This is a genomic window from Butyrivibrio sp. MC2021, from assembly GCF_000621605.1.
GTDB lineage: Bacteria > Bacillota > Clostridia > Lachnospirales > Lachnospiraceae > Butyrivibrio.
In genome coordinates this window covers 61,230-81,364 of sequence record NZ_JHXX01000007.1, presented here as the reverse complement: position 1 = coordinate 81,364, position 20,135 = coordinate 61,230, and the positions used below count along the sequence as shown (strand labels likewise).

The window sequence follows — 20,135 nt, the reverse complement described above, 5'->3', positions numbered from 1 at the left end:
TTTTCGATGCGGGATTTTTAATTTTTAATAAGAAGTCCCGCATCGATTTTTTATGTTATAATCGTTAATTATGAGAAGAATGGAATTGATAGCTCCCTGCCATTTTGGCCTGGAAGCGGTATTAAAAAAAGAAATTATTGACCTGGGCTACGATATTACAGAGTCCGCCGACGGACGTATAACCTTTGCCGGTGATGCGGACGCGGTTTGTCGTGCCAACATCTGCCTCAGAACCGCAGAGAGAATACTTATCAAGGTTGGAAGCTTCCACGCCGAGACCTTCGAGGACCTGTTTCAGGGAACCAAGGCTCTGCCCTGGGAGGAATTCATTCCGGAGAACGGCAGATTCTGGGTAAAAAAGGCATCCAGCGTTAAGAGCAAACTCTTCAGCCCCTCAGACATTCAGTCCATTATGAAAAAAGCTATGGTAGAAAGGATGAAACAGAGCTACCACACGGACTGGTTTAAGGAGGACGGGCAGGACTTTCCTGTGAGAGTTTTTCTTATGAAGGATGAGGTCACAGTGGCCCTCGATACCACAGGAGATTCTCTTCACAAAAGAGGATATCGCAGACTTGAGTCCAAGGCTCCCATCGCAGAGAACCTTGCGGCTGCTCTTTTGATGCTTACACCCTGGCATGCGGACAGGATTCTGGTGGACCCTTTTTGCGGAAGCGGAACCTTCCCCATTGAGGCAGCCATGATGGCGGCCAATATCGCCCCGGGAATGAACAGACATTTTACAGCCGAGAGCTGGACCCACATCATTACACCTCAGAACTGGCAGGATGTAAGGGATGAGGCCAGAGATGAGATCAATACTGATATTGAGACGGATATCCAGGGCTATGACATCGATCCCGAGATGATAGAGATCGCCAGGATCAATGCCAGAAAGGCTGGCGTGGAGCATATGATCCACTTCCAGGCCAGAGATATAGCGGATCTTAGCCACAGGAAAAAGTATGGCTTTATCATATCCAATCCTCCCTACGGCGAGAGAATCGGCGACTCCAAGGAGCTGCCTGCCCTTTACAAGACCATAGGAGAGCGCTACAAGGCACTGGATTCCTGGTCCATGTATCTTATCACCGGATATGAACAGGCTGAGAAATACATCGGCAGAAAGGCCGACAAGAACAGAAAGATCTACAACGGAATGCTTAGGACCTATTACTATCAGTTCATGGGACCGAAGCCTCCTAAGAGAAACAGAGAAGATGGGAAAGCGGACTGATGGATAACGGGCACATGAAGAAAATGGTCATCAGGGCCTCGGTCTTTACGGTGCTTTCTCTGGCGGTGATGCTCCAGAGATCTGCCACCAAGCACATCATGATAACTGATGCTGCCGGTGGGCAGGTGGACATAGGAAATGATTCCGACACCTTCAGGCTTCCCATAAGCAGTGCTGTCCAGAAGGGAAAAGAGAACGTACTTGTAATTCCTCTTCCTAAGAGTGTCAGCTCTGATGACATTGTTCTTGAGGACAGATATATAGATCACGAGCTTTTGATCAACATAAACAGCAGAGAAGAGGGGTTCTATCTGGATACCCCCGTTGTTACCGGCCTCGATACCATAGAGAGCGCGGTATGCATCTGCGAAAACGGCACAGGCAATGTATGCCTTGATTTTAAAATGGACGGCCTTTATGCCAACGAAAGTCTTTTGACAGATCAGGGGACCATAGAGGTTTCTTTTTTTGAGCCAAGAGAAAAGTATGACAGGATAGTGGTGGTGGACCCTGTGGGAGGTGGCTCCGACAGCGGCGCTGCAGCCTATGATGTCTGTGAGAAGGACATTGCTCTCTCTGTTGCAAAAGAGCTTAAGAACGTGGCGGAGAAGGACGTGGGCGTAAGAACCAAACTGTATTTTACAAGGCTTGAGGATGAAGAGGTCTCTCCCGAGAGAAGGCTGGAATTTTTAGACGAAACCAAGGCGGATCTTTTTATAAGGATCGGTGTGGGTGCCTCCAATGACAGTGATGAATTCGGAGTCATGACAGAGTACAACGACAGATTCTTTTTAAGGGATATGAGCAATGCGAAGTTTGCGGATGTTCTGGAAAAGAGCTGTGTTTCTGCCATGAACTGCAACGCTGCGGGATGCATACCTTCTCAGGATGAGATCCTTCAGGGCTGCGATATTCCCTCTGCCAGGGTAAATGTGGGCTTTCTTACCAATGAAATTGACAAAACAAATATGCCTCAGAGCGCTTATGCCAAAAAAGCGGCTCAGGGTATTTATGTAGGAATTATACAGGCTTTTAAGGAGATAGAATGAAAATAGTTTTTGCGACCGGGAATAAGAACAAGATGAAGGAAATCAGGGAGATCCTGAGGGGCCTTGGAATGGATATCATTTCCATGGCTGACGCCGGTGTTTCCGATGACATAGTGGAGGATGGAACCACTTTTGAAGAAAATTCCATGATAAAGGCAAAGGGCGTTGCAGCTGCCCTTTTGAAGGCTGATCCCCAGCTGGCTTCAGAGGCCATAGTGATGGCTGATGATTCAGGCCTTGAGGTGGATTACCTTAACAAGGAGCCGGGAGTTTATTCCGCCAGATACATGGGCAAGGACACCTCCTATACAGAGAAGAACAACAATATCATCTCAAGACTTGAAGGGGTTCCGGATGAGAAGAGGACAGCACGCTTTGTATGCGCCATTTCAGCGGTTCTTCCCGACGGCAGGGATTTTTGCGTAAGAGAGGCTATGGAAGGCAGAATAGGCTATGAGATCGCAGGAAGCAACGGCTTTGGCTACGATCCCATCTTTTTCCTTCCTGAGTATGGCAAGACCAGCGCGGAGATTTCTCCCGAGGAAAAGAATGCCATCAGTCACAGGGGTAAGGCTCTGAGAGCCATGGAGAAGATTCTTGGGCAGGAGCTTAAGTAATGCATAAGTATCTGGTAGTTAGTGATAATCACGGGAGAGATGAAAATTTTTTAAGGGTTCTTGATCTGGAGGAGAATCTTGAGGGAATAATACATTGCGGAGATTTTGAAGGCACCGAGGGCAAATTTGCCATAGCTGCCGATTGCCCCGTTTACTTTGTGTCCGGCAACAACGATTTTTTTTCCACTCTGAAAAGAGAACTGGAATTTGAGCTCTGCGGTCACAAGTGCTTTCTGACCCACGGCCATCACTTCCTGGTGTCCATGGATCTGGAGAATATTCGTTGTGAGGGAATTGCCAGAGGAGCAGATATTATTTTCTTCGGACATACCCACAGACCTGTGGCCAAGAAGGTTGGAGACATGTATATCTTTAACCCCGGCAGCCTGTCCTATCCCAGACAGGAAGGCCGCAAACCTAGTTATTTAGTGCTTTTTATCGATGACAACGGTGATGTCTCCTACGAAATTAAGTATTTATAAATACGTTGAAAAATTTTTGAAAAACATGTTGACAATCTTATGATTTTCGTTATATACTATTTCTTGCGTTACGGCTTAAGGCTTTAGCACAAAGACTTCGGGGTGTGGCTCAGCTTGGCTAGAGCACCTGCTTTGGGAGCAGGGGGTCGCAGGTTCGAATCCTGTCACCCCGACTTATAGTCGTAATAATTACACGCGGGTGTAGTTCAATGGTAGAACACCAGCCTTCCAAGCTGGATACGTGGGTTCGATTCCCATCACCCGCTTTGTGCAAAGCACTTGCTGAGGTCTTTTCGAAGCTAGTGCGCGCAATGGGTGAACACTTGACGAGGTCCTTTCGAGTCTAGTGTGAATCCCACTGAGTAGAGCGATTAACATCATTCTACTCACACTTGATCATGTGTCCGTAGCTCAGCTGGATAGAGCAACGGCCTTCTAAGCCGTGGGTCGGGGGTTCGAATCCCTTCGGGCACATTTTAAATGGGGATGCACTTAATGAGGCATTTCAAATAGTGCATAACCCATTTTTCATATCTAGGATAATGCTCCGCATTATATGGTGGCTATAGCGTAGTTGGTTAACGCGCCAGATTGTGGTTCTGGAGACCGAGGGTTCGAGTCCCTCTAGCCACCCTGGTTTATTTTTAAACTATTGATTTTTATCCAACCATTTATTACAGTAGTTATATAGTGGGCTATCGCCAAGCGGTAAGGCACAGCACTTTGACTGCTGCATACGACGGTTCGAATCCGGCTAGCCCAGTTTGCTGTGGCGGATATTTCGTCGCAAAATGTGTTATAATATTGTTTATGGGATACTAGCTCAGTCGGTAGAGCACTTGACTTTTAATCAAGTTGTCGGGGGTTCGATTCCCCCGTGTCTCATTAAAAAAGAAATCGCTTATCCATCAGGTTAAGCGATTTTTTTTTGCTGTTTTTTCTGACGAATGACACTTGAAATCGGACAAATGGCACTTTACGTGCTTCTGAGGCAATGCTAGGATAGTCGTGACAATATTTTTGGGGGTAATTTATGAGTGGTTTTAGTATAAATCCTGACTCTATGAAAAGCAGAGTAAATGATTTTATAGAGGCTGCAGGGAGTCTTAATGTATTAGCAAAGGAAGTTAGTGAATGTTCAGATGATATTTCTTCTTTTTCCAGTTCTTTTTCAATGATATCTGAAAGTCTTATGGTTCTGGCTGAGAGAGTTGATAAGCACTCCGAAAAGAGTACACAGTTTGCAGCTGCATTATCTGCAATCATCAGCTGCTATACCACAGCGGAAGAGAATATCCTGAGTAATATTGGACTTCCGCAAAAAATCGCAGAAAGCATCAAAAAAACCCATGAGCAGATTGATGCATTAACGGATGATGGGGCGACATTCGGAGGCGGCGGCAAGGGTAAAAACAGAGCTTATGAGGCAGATCCTGTTGATATGACAAGCGGCAACTTTGTTGATGATATAGCAGATCTTCGTTTCTATGGTGCCACCAAGCTCACATTTGCAAGACATTACAACTCCTTGTATCTGAATGTGGGTACTATGGGTCTTGGCTGGAGCCATAGCTATGATGCCAATCTCCTTATCGGACAGGACGAGATTACAGTTGTATGGGGCAATCAGACCAGAGTTCGATATGAGAAGACAGAGGATGGAAGATATGTCAGCGCTGCTGATTCCAAGGACTTCATCCAGCTCACAGAGGGAGAATATCACCTTCATACAAGAAGCAAAAAGGACTGTTACTTCAACCTGGTGGGACAGCTTGTCAGATATCGTCTTGCGAATAAAAATACCGAGATACAGCTTACATACAATGAAAATGGAAGATTATCACAGGCGGCGGACAAATTTGGGAATACTCTTTCCTATGAGTACAACGAAAATGGTCTCCTTTCTTTAATAAAAGACAGCGTAGGAAGAGAGATCTCTTTTGTTTACGATGCTATTTTCCTTACAGCAGTAGTGACAGCGGATGGCCTTAAGACCGGCTATGAGTACGATGACAGCGGACGCCTTAAAAAGGTGATCGCTCCTGACGGAAGCGTTAAGCTGGACAATACCTACGACGATGAAAACAGGGTTGTCAATCAGGTGCTTCCGGACGGCGCTGTGTTTAAGTTTGAGTATGGCACAGGCTATTCCAAGATAATCAATCCCGATAATTCAGAGACTACCTATGAGTATGATGACAGAGGCAGGATCACGGCAATCAGATATCCTGTGGGATGCGAGTTTTTTGAATATAACAATAATGATCAGAGAACTACTGTTACAGATAGAAACGGTAATGTGACAAGAATGGAGTACGATGATCAGGGGAATGCCATAAGTGCCATCAATGCTCTTGGCGTAGAGAAACACTACTCCTATGATGATGCGGGAAACAGGATAGAAGCTGTTTTGCCCTGCAGAGGAACTGTGAGAACAGAGTATGATGAAGAGGGCAATATTATAGGGATTACCGATGCTCTTGGTTTTACTAAGAATTATGACTATCAGGAGGGCTTTCTTTGCAATGTGACCAACCCTGACAAGACGCAGGTTTCTTTTTCCTATGATGACCAGGGAAGACTTTCCAAGGTAGTTAATGAATCCGGAAACTGCAAGAGCTTTAAGTATGACAGTGTGGGAAGAAAAATCGAAGAGACAGACGGCTGTGGCAATATCACAAAATACACTTATGATGCTGCTGACAGATTTCTTACCATTGAAAACCCAAAAGGCCAGCTCAGAAGGTTTTTCTATGATAATGGCAAGCTGATCAAGGTGACCGACTTTGACGGTTATAGCGAGGAATATACCTATGATGTTGCTGGACATGTGGCAACACATACTGATAAGGCCGGCAATAAGACTTCTTATGAATATGATCACAGATCCAATCTTGTAAAAGTTGTTCTTCCAAATGGTAAGCAGATTGAGAAAAGATACGATGCCATGAACAGAATGGTGGAGGAAATAGGGCCTGAGAACAAACACAGCTTGTTTATCTATGATGCCCTTGGTAATCCCATCTGCAAAAATGACAACGGACGAAAGACGACCTTTGAGTTCGATGCTCTCAACCGCATTGTAAAAGAGGAGGGCCCGGACGGAAAGATCGAGTATACCTATGATGAAGCAGATAGTCTTATTAAGAAGGTTGTTAATGATAAGCTGGTAACTCTTTATGCTTATAACGAGACTGGCCGCATGGTCATGATGGAGGAGCCTGACGGAAGCAGCTGTAAGTTTAACTACGATTCCAGAAGAAGGCTTACAGACACAACTGATGCTTTGGGAGGCGTTATCAGATATGACTATTATCCTGACGGAAAACTTCGCAGGGTGGATCGTCCTGACGGAACCTTTGAGGAAAAGGAGTATGATCCTGAGGGACGTGTGATTTCAAAAACTAACCAGGCCGGTTACAGAATTCATACCGAATATGATGAGCTTGGAAGAGTAGTAAGGCTCTACGATGATGAAAACAGATCCAGAACCTGGCAGTATCTTGAGGGAGGTCAGGTTTTTGAGACAAATACCCTGGGCCGTGTGACCAGCTTTAGATACTCACCTACCGGCAAGGTTTCATTTATGAAGGATCCTTCAGGACAGGAAGCCCGCTATAAGTACAATGAGATGGATGAGCTTACTGCCATATTAAGAAACAATGTGTCAGATGAAGAGGCTGATAAGATATTTGCAAATCTTGATGAGCTGCTTAACTCAGAAAATGAGACCATCAGATGTACCAAATGGGAGAAGGACTCCTTTGGACGTATAACAGCAAGGATCGACGCCAAGGGCAACAGGCATGAATGGAACTATGGCGCTGCAGGAGAACTGCTTTCCGAGACAGATGAAAACAATAATGAGATAAGCCGCAGCTATGATGAGAACTTTAACCTTTTGGGTGTAAGCTATCCCGAAGGCCTTAAGGTTACCTATAAATATGACGAACATAACAGATTGTCAGAGGTAGAGGATTGGACGGGAAAGCTTTCCTTTGGATACGACCCTGCCGGAAAACTTCTGTTTTCAGTAGGTGCAGAGGACCAGAAGGTTTCTTACCGCTATGATGAAGTGGGAAGACAGGTTGGTATTGTATATCCTGACGGTAAGGTCGCACGTTATACCTACAACGACGGAAACCGCATAGCAAGGCTCGAGGCAGATTCTTTAGTGGCAGATTACACTTATGATAAGGATGGTCATGTGGCTTCAAGGAATGTAAAGCTAACAGGGGACCTTACAGGGAAAGAGCTTTTTGAGAGCTATACTTACAATCCTGAGGGACATATCGTAAGCCTCAAGCAGAAAGAGGGCGACAAGGCTCTGGCAGAGTATAAATATGACTACGACAATATCGGAAATGTCATATTTAAGTCTGTTATTTTCTACAAGGGAACAGAAAAGGCAGAGGAAAAATATCGATATGAATACGATGCTCTGGGACATTTGTCCAAGGTATTCTTATCCGAAGGCGGTGATGAGAAGCTTTGGGAAGAGTATCGCTACGACGAATACGGAAACTGTGTATATTCAAATGTTGGCGGAAAGGAGAGGATCAATAAGTATGACATTCTTGACAGACTTGTAAACAGTCATAGCCCGGAGATGGATTACAATGTGGATTACAGCTATGACAAGAAGGGCAGCCTGATTCAGACCAAAGGTTCCGATAATACCACAAGAGAGTACAATTTCGACGGCACCCTTAAAAAGATCTGTAACGAAGAGGGAGTAACAGAATACAATGTCAATTCCTTTGGCGGTGTGATAAATAAGAAGGACGATAAGGGCGTATTCAGGGATTACTGGATAGATTACAGCAAAAAGACTATGCCTTCTATTGGTTATAACGATGGAAATGGCTGGCGCAGCCTATACAGAGATTTTAAGCTCCTTGGAACTTCTTTTGCCGGAACTGCAGGACTTTTTATGAGCGATGAAAAAGGAAGTGTACAGAGATTCCTTGATGGAAATGAGGACTGGTCCGATGCTACAGGGGATATTTTGTACAGCCATTACGGCGAAGTGCTTAGCGGAAAGGATAATTTAGACCGCACCTTTGGCCTTGGATACACAGGACTTGAGACTGCAGCCTTCGGAGATACCTGGAGAACCACTACCAGAGAGTTTGCTCCTTCCATTGGAAGATTTTTATCAAGGGATAAGGATGAATTCATAAGACTCGAGAATCCATCGGGGCTTAATCAGTATCAGTACTGCTTCGGAAATCCTGTGGTCTGGATCGACCCTGAGGGAACGGATTGTTATATTTTCTATATTCCTGATCGTGAAGATCGTGCAAAATACCAGCAGAAGGAGCTTGCAGAGCAATATGGTATTGATATATCAGAGGTACATCTCGTTCCGGTAGATAGTCCTGAAGATTTCGAAAATGGTTGGAATAACATGGGAGTTGAAAATGGACAGAATGTGGATATAGATGCTGTTATTATCAATGCTCATGCTAGCCCATTGCAAATTGGAAATGGAGGTGGATGGCATTTTGATACCAATGACATTTCTAAACTTGATGAGAAGGATGTTGGTAGTCTGTTTTTGACCGGTTGTAATGCGGGACATAATGACTATCAGCAGGAGAATGTCGCTGCGGAATTTGCCAGAAAAGTCAATGGTGCTCCAGTTCTTGCAAGTGATGGTACAGGATGGCACACAAACAGTACTTACGAGTCAAGAGGTGATGAAGCTTTTGACAGTTGGTGCCGATACGGAGAGCGAGATAATGATGGCTGGCTTGTATATTATGAAGAGGATGGAGAGGTCCATGTCATCAAGCTTGGCGAGAAGGAACTGGGGTTTGACGAGGTGCTTAAGACCCTTAAAAAATATGAGAAGAAGTATAGGTGTATGATGTCGGGCGGTGGTCCAAGTGCAGGAGGAGAAGTGGATTGGGATACACAGCCGGCATAATAATATAATATTTGGCTGATTGGAAGGAGATATAGTGAACAAAAGAATAACGATTGCTGTGTGCCTGGGGCTACTTATTATCGTTTTGGGAGGAATTGCAGTTATGAATATGAATAAACAGGGGCAGGAAGCTCAAATAGATGCAAAAGGTGAAGAACTGATCGAATATTTTGAGAGCTTTAATGGGATCCGGATCAGAGATATAAGCATAGCTGCGCAGGGTTATGTAAAGCCCCAGGGCGAGACAGATGAATATGCATATATTTGCATAGAGATCGACAAGAACAGTATTGATACTGCAAAGCAGCGCTTTAGCGATGCGGGAATTGAGGAAGGCAATGGAAAGGTCTATCTTCCTGCGGCCCATATCCATGAGGTTGCCAGGAAGATTCAGGATGAAGAAACTGTTACATGGTACAACGTGTTCCGTAACGGCATATTGGCTGATACCAGAAATAGCAGATTCTTTATTACAAAGGATTCTTCCGGCAGGGCATTTGTTTATATGTTTGGATAAAAGTTAGTGCGTGACATATGTATTTTGTCGTAGTATAATCTATTTCTGTACTGAGTTTACAAAACTCGTGCGGATATGGCGGAATTGGCAGACGCGCTGGATTTAGGTTCCAGTGGGCGACCGTGCAGGTTCAAGTCCTGTTATCCGCATTGGTTTCTATCAAGGTCTATCATGTAATGTGATAGACCTTTTTTCATGTCAAAAACTTGGGTTTGAACAAGACTCAAGGACTAATAGACGATCTCAAGGTTTAAAAATGATGGATGCATTCTCTCAAGCTGTGTTTTATAATGGTAGGTGCTCGTATGTATTACGGGCACCACATTGTAAAAGGAGAGAAGGGAAATGGGTAATTGGGGTGATGATGTAGATTACGAGGCAAAGGGCATTAAGGATTATGAAGGCCGCTTTACCATGAATTTCAAGAAGATCTACATGGATGTTGATGAGATTTCTGAGAGGACTTTGGAGGTGACCGAGGATCACCCGAAGGATTCCCTGGAAAAGCTCTGGTTTGGAGCCATGGCAGGTATTTTTATCTTCATGCTTTTTTCCTATCAGATTCTGGCGCTGGTGACACTGCCTTTTATATGCTTTTATCTGGTGGCTGTTGTCAGAATCGGAAAGTGCTGGAAGAGCTTTAAGTACAGCCCTGCCAAATACTGGATCAGAACGGTTATTTCTCTTGTGGTAATGCTGTTGGCATCACAGCTTTTCCTGCATCAGATCGATCGTTTTCTTCCATGATTTTTTATGAATTTGAGGATTTAAATGTTTATTTCAAAAAATAAGTCAGCAGAAAACAGTATAACAGAGGGCGTGATCTGGAAGAGCATGCTCTCATATTTCGGAACGCTCCTTTTGGGAGCGTTCTTTCAGCAGTTCTACAATACCGTGGATGCGGTTATTGTGGGAAAAGCCGTGGGCAGCGATGCCCTTGCGGCTGTGGGCGGATCCGCCGCTATGGTGGTCAATCTCTTTGTGGGATTTTTCCTGGGATTGTCCTCCGGAGCAACGGTGGTGGTTTCCCAGTTCTATGGAGCGTCAGGCAAGGCGGAGGTTAAAAAGGCAGTGCACACAGCCATAGCCATGGCTATTGTGGGAGGTGCCCTTATTACCGTCATAGGCATAGCTGTTTCCTCCTGGACCATCGAGATGATGAAAACCCCGCCGGAGATATCCGAGGCCTCCGCAATCTATCTGAAAATATTTTTTGCAGGCATGATCCCCAATCTTATCTACAATATGGGGGCGGGCATCCTGAGGGCCGTGGGAGACTCCAAAAGGCCTCTTTATGTGCTGGTTATCAGCTGCTTTGCCAATATTATCCTTGACCTGTTTTTTGTTATTGTCCTTGGCATGGGAAAAATGGGAATAACTCAGGGTGTTATAGGTGTAGCCCTGGCCACGGTTTTGTGTCAGGCCATAAGCGCTGCCATTGTGATCGTGATGCTTATGAGAGCCACGGACTGTTATAAGCTTTATCCCGGGCAGATCCGCTTTGATGTTTCCATGCTCCTTAGGATCATCAGTATCGGCCTTCCTGCCGGAATTCAGACCACCATGTACACCCTTTCCAATATCCTTATCCAGTCATCAATAAATGAGTTTGGAAAGGATGCCATAGCAGCCTGGGCGGCCTACGGAAAGATAGATGTGCTGTTCTGGATGACCATGAGCAGTCTCAGTACTTCGGTGACAACCTTTGTGGGACAGAACTACGGCGCCGGCAAATATGACAGAGTCCATAAGAGCACAAGAACAGCCTTTGCCATTGCTCTTTTCATAACGATACCTCTGAGCATTATTTTGTATTTCTATGGAAAGGCATTCCTTTATATCTTTGTTGATAATCAGGAAGTAATAAGAATAGGAGACCAGATGATCAGGTTCCTGGCTCCCTTCTATATAACCTATATCTGTGTGGAAATATTCTCGGGAACCTTAAGGGGCGTAGGCACAGCACTGGTACCAATGCTTATCACTTTGAGCGGTATCTGTGTGCTTCGAGTATCCTGGATACTGATTGTTTTTCCTTTGCACCGTACCATCGAGACCGTGGAAGCCAGCTATCCTATCACCTGGGCAACGACGTCGGTTTTGTTCCTGATATACTATTTTTTCTATACGCGAAAACATAAGATTTAGCATTTTTACTGACAAAAAAGGGATGTATCAGATTTTGATACATCCCTTAAATTATGTCTTAAAATATTGGGCCTCATCAGCCTCCGGGTGCCGGTGCCGGAGCGGGCTGCTCGGGCTGCGCCGGCTGGGGCTCCGCAGGAGGTGTCTCCGGCGCCGGAGCAGGAGCTGCTTCTCCGGCAGGCGCTGCGGCTGCAGCGGCTGCGGCAGCTTCCGCTGCCTTGGCTGCCTGCTCGGCAGCGATTATGCCTTCAATTCCGGGCTGAGCCATGAATTCAGCTGTGTGGTGACAAGTGTTGAGCACTGTTGTCACATTGCCGTTTTCGTCTGTGACAGTGGTGTAGGCCGAATTGGTAGGTGTGTAGTTTACAAATCCGGACTGGAGAGCTGCCGGAACCTCCGGGGTGAGCTCAAATACACCTGTGGTCTTGCAAGGACAGTTCTCTGTGGCCGGAAGACCGTCAATAGCGCACATATTTCCGGCGTAGTGAACATTACAACTCTCGGAAGGAACTGTTCCCTCTTCAAAGTATTCCGAATACAGAGTTCCGTCGCAAAGGCCTGCAATAGGCTGCTTTCCTGATCTTGAACAAACTGTTGCACTTACAATGCCGCTTGGCATTGTGAAGGATGAATAGGGCAGATCCTCGTGAACCTGAGACATAACCTTTCTCCAAAGGGTCTTGGCAAGGTTCTTCTCAGCATTGTCCTTCATGTTTACGTTGTTATCATAGCCTGCCCAGGTGGTGGCAGTGTAGTAGTTGGTGTAGCCTGCAAACCAAACATCCACGTAGTCTGAGGTGGTACCTGTCTTACCTGCGATGGCTGTGGTTCCGAAGTTAACAGATCCGCCAGTTCCTCCTGTTACAACATCCTGCATGGCGCTGGTAAGAAGGAATGCAGTGGTTTCCTTAAGAACTCGCTTGGTCTCGGACTGGGTGTTATCAATGATAACATTTCCGTCGTGGTCCACGATCTTGGTGTAGAGCTTGGGCTTGATGTAAACACCGCCGTTGGCAATGGATGCATAAGCTGCGTTAAGCTCGTAGTTCTTAACACCCTTGGTAAGTCCGCCCAGAGCGGTTGACTGCTGGACATCTGAGAAAACCTTGCCGTTGATGACTTCGTTTTCTACAAGGGTAGTAAATCCAAAGTTCTTGAGGTAGTCAAAGCCAAGCTGAGGATTGATAAGGGTCAGGGCCTCAACGGCAATGACGTTCATGGAATCCCTGATGGCTGTTCTTACATTGTTAAGTCCTCTGTACTCGGAGCCCCACCAGTTTCTAACCAGGGTTCCGTCAGAGTAAGCGAAAGGTGCATCGTTAAATACTGTTGCCAGTGTAAGGCCTGCGCTGTCGATACCGGGAGCATAGGTTGAAAGAACCTTAAAGGTTGAACCCGGCTGTCTGTAGGAGTCTGTCGCTCTGTTCAGAGTTCTTGAAGCTGTCTTGGCGCCTCTTCCTCCCACCATGGCTACGATATAGCCGGTGGACTGTTCCTCAACGGTGATGGAAACCTGAGGCTGGGGAACAAGATAAATGTTCTCGCCGAGAACTGTATCCCCTTCTTTCATTACAACTGCCTTGTATTCCTCGATGGCTTCATTGGCGGCATCGTGGGAGTCGAAGATCATGTTGAAGCTCTTCTGGCTCTGCTTGAAATATGCTGTAAACATCTCTGAGCTGTGGTTTGTAACGGTTCCGTCCGCAGCCTGTACAGAGAGTTCGTAGTTAAGAAGGTACTTGGTGCCTGCGGGATAATTTTCCTCGTTCTGGAAAACATCATCACAGATCTTCTGGATTCTGGGGTTCTGTGTTGAGTAGATCTTAAGACCGCCGCTGTAAAGCAGTGTGTAGGCCTGGGTCTCGTTGTAGCCTGCAGCCAGAAGATCATCAAGAACATCATTGGTAAGGGCATCCACGAAGTAGGAGTTGATGGTGTTGTCACCGCCGGTCTCCTGGTTTACATTCTGGATCCTTGAGTAAACATCATCATTTATGGCCTTGTCATACTCCAGCTGAGTGATGTATTTGTGCTTGAGCATGTTGTCCAGAACCTTGTTTCTTCTGGTAAGGTTTTTATCCGGATGAGTGATTGGATTAAAACGGCTGGGGTTCTGAGTGATGGCTGCGATTACCGCACATTCCGATAAGGACAGGTCACTGCAGGACTTGTTAAAGTAACGAAGGGATGCCGCCTGAACACCCAGGGTATTGGAACCCAGGTTGATGGTGTTCATATAGTTAAGGAGGATGTCCTCCTTGCTCATGTTCTTCTCAAGCTGGATAGCCAGGTACTGCTCCTGAATCTTACGCTTTACACTCTGGAGCTTACTTTCGTTGGTCCATCCGGAAAAGACGTTGTTCTTAAGAAGCTGCTGGGTAATGGTACTGGCACCCTGTGAAAACTCACCGGAGGAAAGACCTACAAAACCTGCACGGATGATACCCTGAATGTCGATACCGTTGTGCTCATAGAAACGCTCGTCCTCTATGGCAACAAAGGCGTGGGCCAGGTTCTCGGGAATCATATCCTTGGTAACAGGAATACGGTTGGAGTCTGTTGATACCAGCTTGGCAATCTGATTGCCGTCGGTGTCATAGACAAAGGTCGAAAATCCTGTGGGAGTTACATTTATATTACTGATGTCAGGGGCTGTATCAATGATGCCCTTGAATACGCCAATGCCTGCGCTGGAACCGATGATTACAAGACCGATTATCGACGCAAGGATCAGGTAAAATCCAAAGAGGCTGAACTTTTTTCCCCATTTATCGGTACCGCTGTTAAGGGCTCGCGCCTGCCTGACGATACCTCTTTTTCCATAATTCATATATAAAACCTCGCTTTTACTCCATTTTAACTTATCAATTATACCACGTCTTGCCGGAATTATAAAGTTTTCCGCATGGGACGTGGGTTTGAGGCCAAATGCTGCGTTGAAAAATGACTATTAGTACGCTAAAATGTATATTGTAGCACGCATATACGTTTATGTTCTTTTGCTGAAAAAGGAGAAAAAGTATGATGGGAAAAAAGATAATGTGGAGAAAGGCCTTGGCCATAGCGCTGATGCCGATACTTACAGCGTCCTGTCTGGGGACCCTGGGGACTACAGCCAATGCCGCCTCTGAGGAGGAAGCTGAAATTGAGCTTGTGGAGGAGTATGCCCCGGAGGAAGCTCCGGATATTGAAGATGAGATTTTAATTGAGGAAGATACGGAGGAAGAAGCTGCCCCGGATATAGAGGAGGTTTCACCTCAGGATGATATTGACATACAGGAGGATGATTCCGAGTTTTGCGATCATACATTTTTCTGGAAGTCCGCAAAAAATACTTATTTAACAAGGGATAAAATGAGGGACCCTGCCACCAATGAGCTCACGTGGACTAACTACTTCACATGGGACCATGTATATTTCGGAAGCTATAAAGGGAAACCACTTACATGGAGAGTCCTTGATAAGGAAACCACAGAATACAGTGCTGAAGATGGTAAGAAAACCATTCTTCTTGACTGTGACTATATCCTTGAAAAGAGCTGTTATGACGAAGCCGGTGCCAGATGGAAAGACAGTAATATCAAAAAAATCATGAACGGCTATTTTACTGACTCTTTTTCTGAAAAGGAGCTTAGTATTGTGGCAAACAGCACAAGATACAAGAGATCTGAATACAGTTTTCACTCAAGTGAGTTTGAACCACTGACCGGTGAGAAGTTTTTTGCATTGGATTATGAGGAAGCATTCCGATTATCCTATGGCTATGGATCCAGTGGAACTGGAAAATCCAAGATTAAGAAGGACCTGAATGGTAATGAAGGTGATTGGTGGTTAAGGTCATATTCTGCTTCAGACAACAATGGATGGTATATAAAGCGAGCTGAGAGGAATGCAAAAGATACCTATGCAGATGACGCAAAGAAATCTGAAGTGAAGGGAATCAGCCCCGCTTGCAATCTTGATCCTGCTGACATTCTGTTTTACACGGAAGTTTATGATGGTACCTACAAGCTGACTTTAAAACAGCTCAACAGAATAGTAAGGATTCAGGAGGGCGAGAAGGTTAAGATCAAGGACCGTGAGGTGACCATTCCCTATAAGGTAGAAGGCCCCACCGATAACAATGTTATTTCAGTTATGATCCTGTCCGGTGAATTTCCATATTCCCATGAGCTTAATCCTGCTGTTTTGTACTATGAACCAATCAAGAACCCCTATAACTATACAGCCACCGGAACTGCCAAGTTCACACTTCCGGAAAATCTTGATCCTGCAGGCTGGGGCGAGGACTACAGAGTTTACCTGATGTGCGAAAAATGTCAGGGAGAGGACGGAACGGATTATTGTTCAAAGCCAAGAGAAATCGAAGCATCTGATGTAGAGCGTCCTGTCTGCACTGTAAGATTTGATCTGGGCGGAAAGCCGGGAACTGCTCCTGCAGCCCAGACAGTTGTAAAGGGAAAGCGCGCTGTAAAGCCTGAGGATCCTGAGGCTGAAGGCTATGAATTCCAGGGCTGGTACGATGGAAGCACTCTTTTTGATTTCTCATCTCCTGTAACAAAGGACTTTACACTGGTGGCTTCCTGGAAAAAGCAGGAACAGTATAAGCTCTGGGTTGGAGGCGTCCGGGTAACGGAAGATAACAAGTCTGACATTCCAGTAGCTTCGGGAAAAGCAAGCTTTGACCCAACGACGAATACCCTCACCTTTAAAGATGCAACAATAACTAAGACCTATAAAACAAAAGCAGATAAGACCGCTGCAATCCTGGTGCAGGGCATTCCGCTTAAGATCAAGGGAGATGTAAGCATTGCGGCAACTGCTGCTGATTTTGCCATCTGCGCTGAAAAGGCAGATATTTCTGACGCTACGGAAATGGCCGTTACCATCGACGGTAATGTGAATATCACCGGAAGCAGAATTGCTATTTTATCCACTCAGATGGGTATTCATTTCGCCGGCGGTTCTGTGATTATCAATGATGCCAAAGATAAGGCGTTGGAAGCACAGGGAGGCGGACTGATCACCTTTGCTGACGGCATGGAAGTGTATTTCCCAAAAAATGCACACATTTATGAGAAGAATTCTACCCGAATTCTCTATGAGAGTGATGGCAAGACCCCTGCAAAGACCGCCTATATCGGAAAGACCGGAAATGACAGTTACAACCTTTGGGTTGGTGAAAACCAGGTTACTGTAGAAAATCAAGAGAAGATCAAATGCGACAGCGGATATGCGGTTTATGATCCTGATAAAGCTGTTCTTACTTTTTACGATGCAACAGTAAAAAAGAGCTACGAATACGAAAGCGGCAAGACAGCAGCCATTTATTCCAAGAATATTCCCTTAACGATCCGAGGGGATGTGAAGATAGACAACAGCGAAACAGAAAGCGGAATACGCTGTGAGTCTCTGGGGGACAACAAGAATACCCTTACTATCGACGGAAATGTCACCATGCTGGTCAACAAATCCGGCATTTTCACAGCAAGTACATCTCTGTATATAGAAGGCGGAGTCGTAGATATCAAGACCACCTGGACAAGGGGCCTTCCTCTCTGCGTTTACGGTGATGTCACCTTGGGAGCAAATGTTAAGATTCTTTCTCCTGAAGGTGCAGCTATAAAAGAAACTGCTTCTATACCTTACAATGCAGTTTATGAGTCCAAGGACAGCACTGCCATGGTTCATGAGGTCCTTATAGGAAGTACAGCCTATGAGGTAAAATTTGACCTTAACGGAGTGACAGGTACCGCGCCTGCTCCTCAGACAGTTGAAAAGGGCGGACTTGCAGAAAAGCCCGAAGACCCTGAGAGTGAGGGATATACATTCCTTGGATGGTATGACGAAGATACCCTTTTTGATTTCACTAAGCCTGTCACAAAAAATATGACTCTCAAGGCTATGTGGGATGAGTATGATCTCTACGATATCTGGGTAGGAGATAAACGTGTTACGGCCATCAATGCTGCAGATGTCTATGGAGACGGCAAGGTGGTTTATGATGATGCCACAAAGACTCTTACTTTAAATGATGCGGTGATAACAACCACATCAGGCAGTGCTTCCGGCATGGGCATGGATCCTATGCTTGTCACCTTGCAGAGCCTTACTGTTAAAGGAAAAGGAACCCTTACATCAGACAGTATTCCTGTTGGTATAGCAGTTACTGGAGATTCTCTTTTAATCTTGGATGCGGATCTTACAATAAAAGCTGCCAACATGGCAATTGTGTCTATGGGACTAAAAGCTGATATTGAGATTGCCGGCGGAAATATTGATTGTACCGTAACGGAGAAGTCAGATCTCACAATAGGAATCTTTGGCTTTGTTGCCAAGGGCTTAAGGATCACCGGCGGAAGAACAAAGATAAACAGTGCCGGATACGGAATTGTTTCGGGAGGATCATCCTGGAGCGGCTCAAGATTTGATATGAGTGACGGAGCACTGGATATTACCAGCGAATCAGCAGCACTTTCAATAGATAAATACGGAGCCCTTAAGATTCATGATAATCTCCAGATTTATGACCCTATAGAAGGATATCCGGAACTGGTTGCAATAGCAGGCAATGATTCATACACTATTGTGGACGGTGACGGTGTAATTGCAAAGAATCTCAAGGTCGGTCCAAAGACTGATGCGACAAGCTGCTGGAATCTCTTTGAGGATGACTCGGTTCACTCCTACAGAATTGACGGAATAAGCGCAGCCGGAGCTGTGGAAAATACAAATACAAAGTCCAAGGCCTTTTATGATGCAAGGCTAAACGGCGATACCATTACCGTTACAGTTAAGGGTGACCGCAAAAAGGCAGCAGCTGCCGCCAATTCTGTTCTTGAATTTGATCTTGGAGAGGGCGGAATTGTTCAATATGCGCTTCCTGTATGCTATGTGAAGCCTTCCTTCAAGCTTGAGCCTGCAAGTGCAACCATTAAGGCCGGAGTTACAACAACGGTTTATACAACTCTTCTTTACAAGGCTCCAAGCGGAGACTACAAGCCTTATGATATGACAGGCGTTACGGTCTCCGGAATAGAAGGAATAGGAGTTGCTGCGGACGGAAGGATAGTATTTAATGCTTCCAAAGCATTTAAGGCAAATATTGTTGTTGCAAAGGATGGATGGGACAGTACTAATCCTGTTAAGCTTTCCTTCGGTGTAAAGGTGGTAAAGTCAAAGCCCAGGTCACTGGATGTAGACCTTAAGGGCAACAGCACAGTACTTGTAAACAGTAATGCTATGGGCCAGAGCTTTGCCTTTGATGTGACCCTTGACGGCCAGGCTGTCACCCCTGATACGGTGACTGTAACCGATAAAAAGGAAACCGGCCTTGCAAAGATAAATGATGAAGGAAAGCTTGTTATCGCATATCCTTCTTACAATAACTTAAAGGCCGGAACCTATACTGTTACCCTTTCCGCAGGAACTGCCAAGACTGACGTGAAGATAAAGGTAAGCACCAAGGCTCTGGACAAGGCAGTTACTTTGAAAGTCCTGAACAAACTTGATGTTGTAACCGGTGAGAGCATGGTTGTTGTTCCTACATTCAAGGATATAACAGGAAACATCAAGGAAGTATATGTTGCTGAGCCTGCCAATATGGGCTTTGAAGCTTCGGTTAATGAAGCAGGAAATATTGTTATCGACTATACCGGAACTGACTATGATGCCAAGAAGCTCAAGATCGGCAATATGAAGCTGGCTCTGAGACTTGAGGGAGTTTCCAGCACCATAGAGGTTGGCCTTAAGAGTGTAAAGGCAAAGAAGACCACCCCTACACTTAGAGCAGCGGCAGTTGTGGTTCCCATGGGTACCAAGGAACCCGGCAGCAAGGTGATAGGAACCGCCAATATCCTCAGTACCTACAAGGATGCCTCCGGTGCTGTCAGAAAGCTTGAGCCCGCAGAGGGCGGTGTTGAGATCCTCTCAGCCAAGAATGTAACCGCCTCAGTAAACGCCACCGACCAGACCCGGATAGATATAACAGGGCTCTCAGCAAAGAGCGGCTCAGTTAAGGTCAAGGTGACCTATCCCGGCGGCGTGACCAAGAATCTGACCATCAAAGTCTCAGCAAAAAAGGCAGCTAAAAAGTAACCCCAAATAATACAAACCTCACATGGATATGGCTATCCATGTGAGGTTTTGCTATG

General features: G+C 45.6%; 10 protein-coding genes and 7 tRNA genes. 16 read left to right on the top strand and 1 reads right to left on the bottom strand.

All coding sequences use genetic code 11. From position 1 onward, the window contains the following. Positions 1-70: 70 nt before the first annotated feature. From T359_RS0113005 to T359_RS0112935, 15 genes are all read left to right on the top strand, one after another. On the top strand, positions 71-1,237 hold the full coding sequence (locus T359_RS0113005; protein WP_026517858.1) for a THUMP domain-containing class I SAM-dependent RNA methyltransferase: 1,167 nt from the start codon (positions 71-73) through the stop codon (positions 1,235-1,237). After that, positions 1,237-2,286 carry an N-acetylmuramoyl-L-alanine amidase family protein gene (locus T359_RS0113000; protein WP_026517857.1) on the top strand — a complete coding sequence of 350 codons (1,050 nt, stop codon included), beginning with the start codon at positions 1,237-1,239 and terminating at the stop codon, positions 2,284-2,286. Before T359_RS0113005 ends, T359_RS0113000 begins: the two co-directional genes overlap by 1 nt. Next, positions 2,283-2,903 carry an RdgB/HAM1 family non-canonical purine NTP pyrophosphatase gene (gene rdgB / locus T359_RS0112995; protein ID WP_026517856.1) on the top strand — a complete coding sequence of 207 codons (621 nt, stop codon included), beginning with the start codon at positions 2,283-2,285 and terminating at the stop codon, positions 2,901-2,903. Before T359_RS0113000 ends, rdgB begins: the two co-directional genes overlap by 4 nt. Beyond that, positions 2,903-3,385 carry a YfcE family phosphodiesterase gene (locus T359_RS0112990; RefSeq protein WP_026517855.1) on the top strand — a complete coding sequence of 161 codons (483 nt, stop codon included), beginning with the start codon at positions 2,903-2,905 and terminating at the stop codon, positions 3,383-3,385. The genes rdgB and T359_RS0112990 overlap by 1 nt, the downstream gene beginning before the upstream one ends. A gap of 98 nt (positions 3,386-3,483) precedes the next feature. After that, positions 3,484-3,558 (top strand) — tRNA-Pro (locus tag T359_RS0112985). A gap of 22 nt (positions 3,559-3,580) precedes the next feature. After that, positions 3,581-3,651: transfer RNA gene (locus T359_RS0112980), tRNA-Gly, on the top strand. A gap of 134 nt (positions 3,652-3,785) precedes the next feature. Further along, positions 3,786-3,859: transfer RNA gene (locus tag T359_RS0112975), tRNA-Arg, on the top strand. A gap of 85 nt (positions 3,860-3,944) precedes the next feature. Beyond that, positions 3,945-4,018: transfer RNA gene (locus tag T359_RS0112970), tRNA-His, on the top strand. A 58-nt stretch (positions 4,019-4,076) separates the two neighbouring features. After that, positions 4,077-4,148: transfer RNA gene (locus tag T359_RS0112965), tRNA-Gln, on the top strand. 49 nt (positions 4,149-4,197) lie between these two features. Then, positions 4,198-4,270 (top strand) — tRNA-Lys (locus tag T359_RS0112960). A gap of 148 nt (positions 4,271-4,418) precedes the next feature. Next, positions 4,419-9,317 (top strand): DUF6531 domain-containing protein, encoded by a 4,899-nt coding sequence (locus T359_RS0112955; RefSeq protein ID WP_026517854.1) that lies wholly within the window; start codon positions 4,419-4,421, stop codon positions 9,315-9,317. 34 nt (positions 9,318-9,351) lie between these two features. Continuing rightward, positions 9,352-9,834 (top strand): hypothetical protein, encoded by a 483-nt coding sequence (locus tag T359_RS0112950; protein ID WP_155840122.1) that lies wholly within the window; start codon positions 9,352-9,354, stop codon positions 9,832-9,834. A 69-nt stretch (positions 9,835-9,903) separates the two neighbouring features. After that, positions 9,904-9,983, top strand: a tRNA-Leu gene (locus T359_RS0112945). A gap of 196 nt (positions 9,984-10,179) precedes the next feature. Then, positions 10,180-10,581, top strand: coding sequence for a hypothetical protein (locus tag T359_RS0112940; RefSeq protein ID WP_026517852.1), 402 nt, complete (start codon positions 10,180-10,182; stop codon positions 10,579-10,581). 24 nt (positions 10,582-10,605) lie between these two features. Further along, positions 10,606-11,982, top strand: coding sequence for an MATE family efflux transporter (locus T359_RS0112935; RefSeq protein ID WP_026517851.1), 1,377 nt, complete (start codon positions 10,606-10,608; stop codon positions 11,980-11,982). A gap of 76 nt (positions 11,983-12,058) precedes the next feature. Here T359_RS0112935 and T359_RS20335 read toward each other — a convergent pair whose 3' ends face one another. Then, positions 12,059-14,812, bottom strand: a complete 2,754-nt coding sequence (locus T359_RS20335; protein WP_051545381.1) for a transglycosylase domain-containing protein — start codon at positions 14,810-14,812, stop codon at positions 12,059-12,061. Positions 14,813-15,003: 191 nt separating this feature from the next. On the opposite strand from T359_RS20335, the gene T359_RS0112925 reads away from it, so the two are divergent. Continuing rightward, positions 15,004-20,079: an InlB B-repeat-containing protein gene (locus T359_RS0112925; protein ID WP_026517850.1), complete on the top strand. Its 5,076-nt coding sequence runs from the start codon at positions 15,004-15,006 to the stop codon at positions 20,077-20,079. Positions 20,080-20,135: the final 56 nt, after the last annotated feature.

Coding starts and splice junctions, on each gene's coding strand:
- T359_RS0112955 (WP_026517854.1), top strand. CDS start 4,419: ATGAGTGGTTTTAGTATAAATCCTGACTCTATGAAAAGCAGAGTAAAT.
- T359_RS0113000 (WP_026517857.1), top strand. CDS start 1,237: ATGGATAACGGGCACATGAAGAAAATGGTCATCAGGGCCTCGGTCTTT.
- T359_RS0112935 (WP_026517851.1), top strand. CDS start 10,606: ATGTTTATTTCAAAAAATAAGTCAGCAGAAAACAGTATAACAGAGGGC.
- T359_RS0112940 (WP_026517852.1), top strand. CDS start 10,180: ATGGGTAATTGGGGTGATGATGTAGATTACGAGGCAAAGGGCATTAAG.
- T359_RS0112990 (WP_026517855.1), top strand. CDS start 2,903: ATGCATAAGTATCTGGTAGTTAGTGATAATCACGGGAGAGATGAAAAT.
- rdgB (WP_026517856.1), top strand. CDS start 2,283: ATGAAAATAGTTTTTGCGACCGGGAATAAGAACAAGATGAAGGAAATC.
- T359_RS20335 (WP_051545381.1), bottom strand. CDS start 14,812: ATGAATTATGGAAAAAGAGGTATCGTCAGGCAGGCGCGAGCCCTTAAC.
- T359_RS0113005 (WP_026517858.1), top strand. CDS start 71: ATGAGAAGAATGGAATTGATAGCTCCCTGCCATTTTGGCCTGGAAGCG.
- T359_RS0112925 (WP_026517850.1), top strand. CDS start 15,004: ATGATGGGAAAAAAGATAATGTGGAGAAAGGCCTTGGCCATAGCGCTG.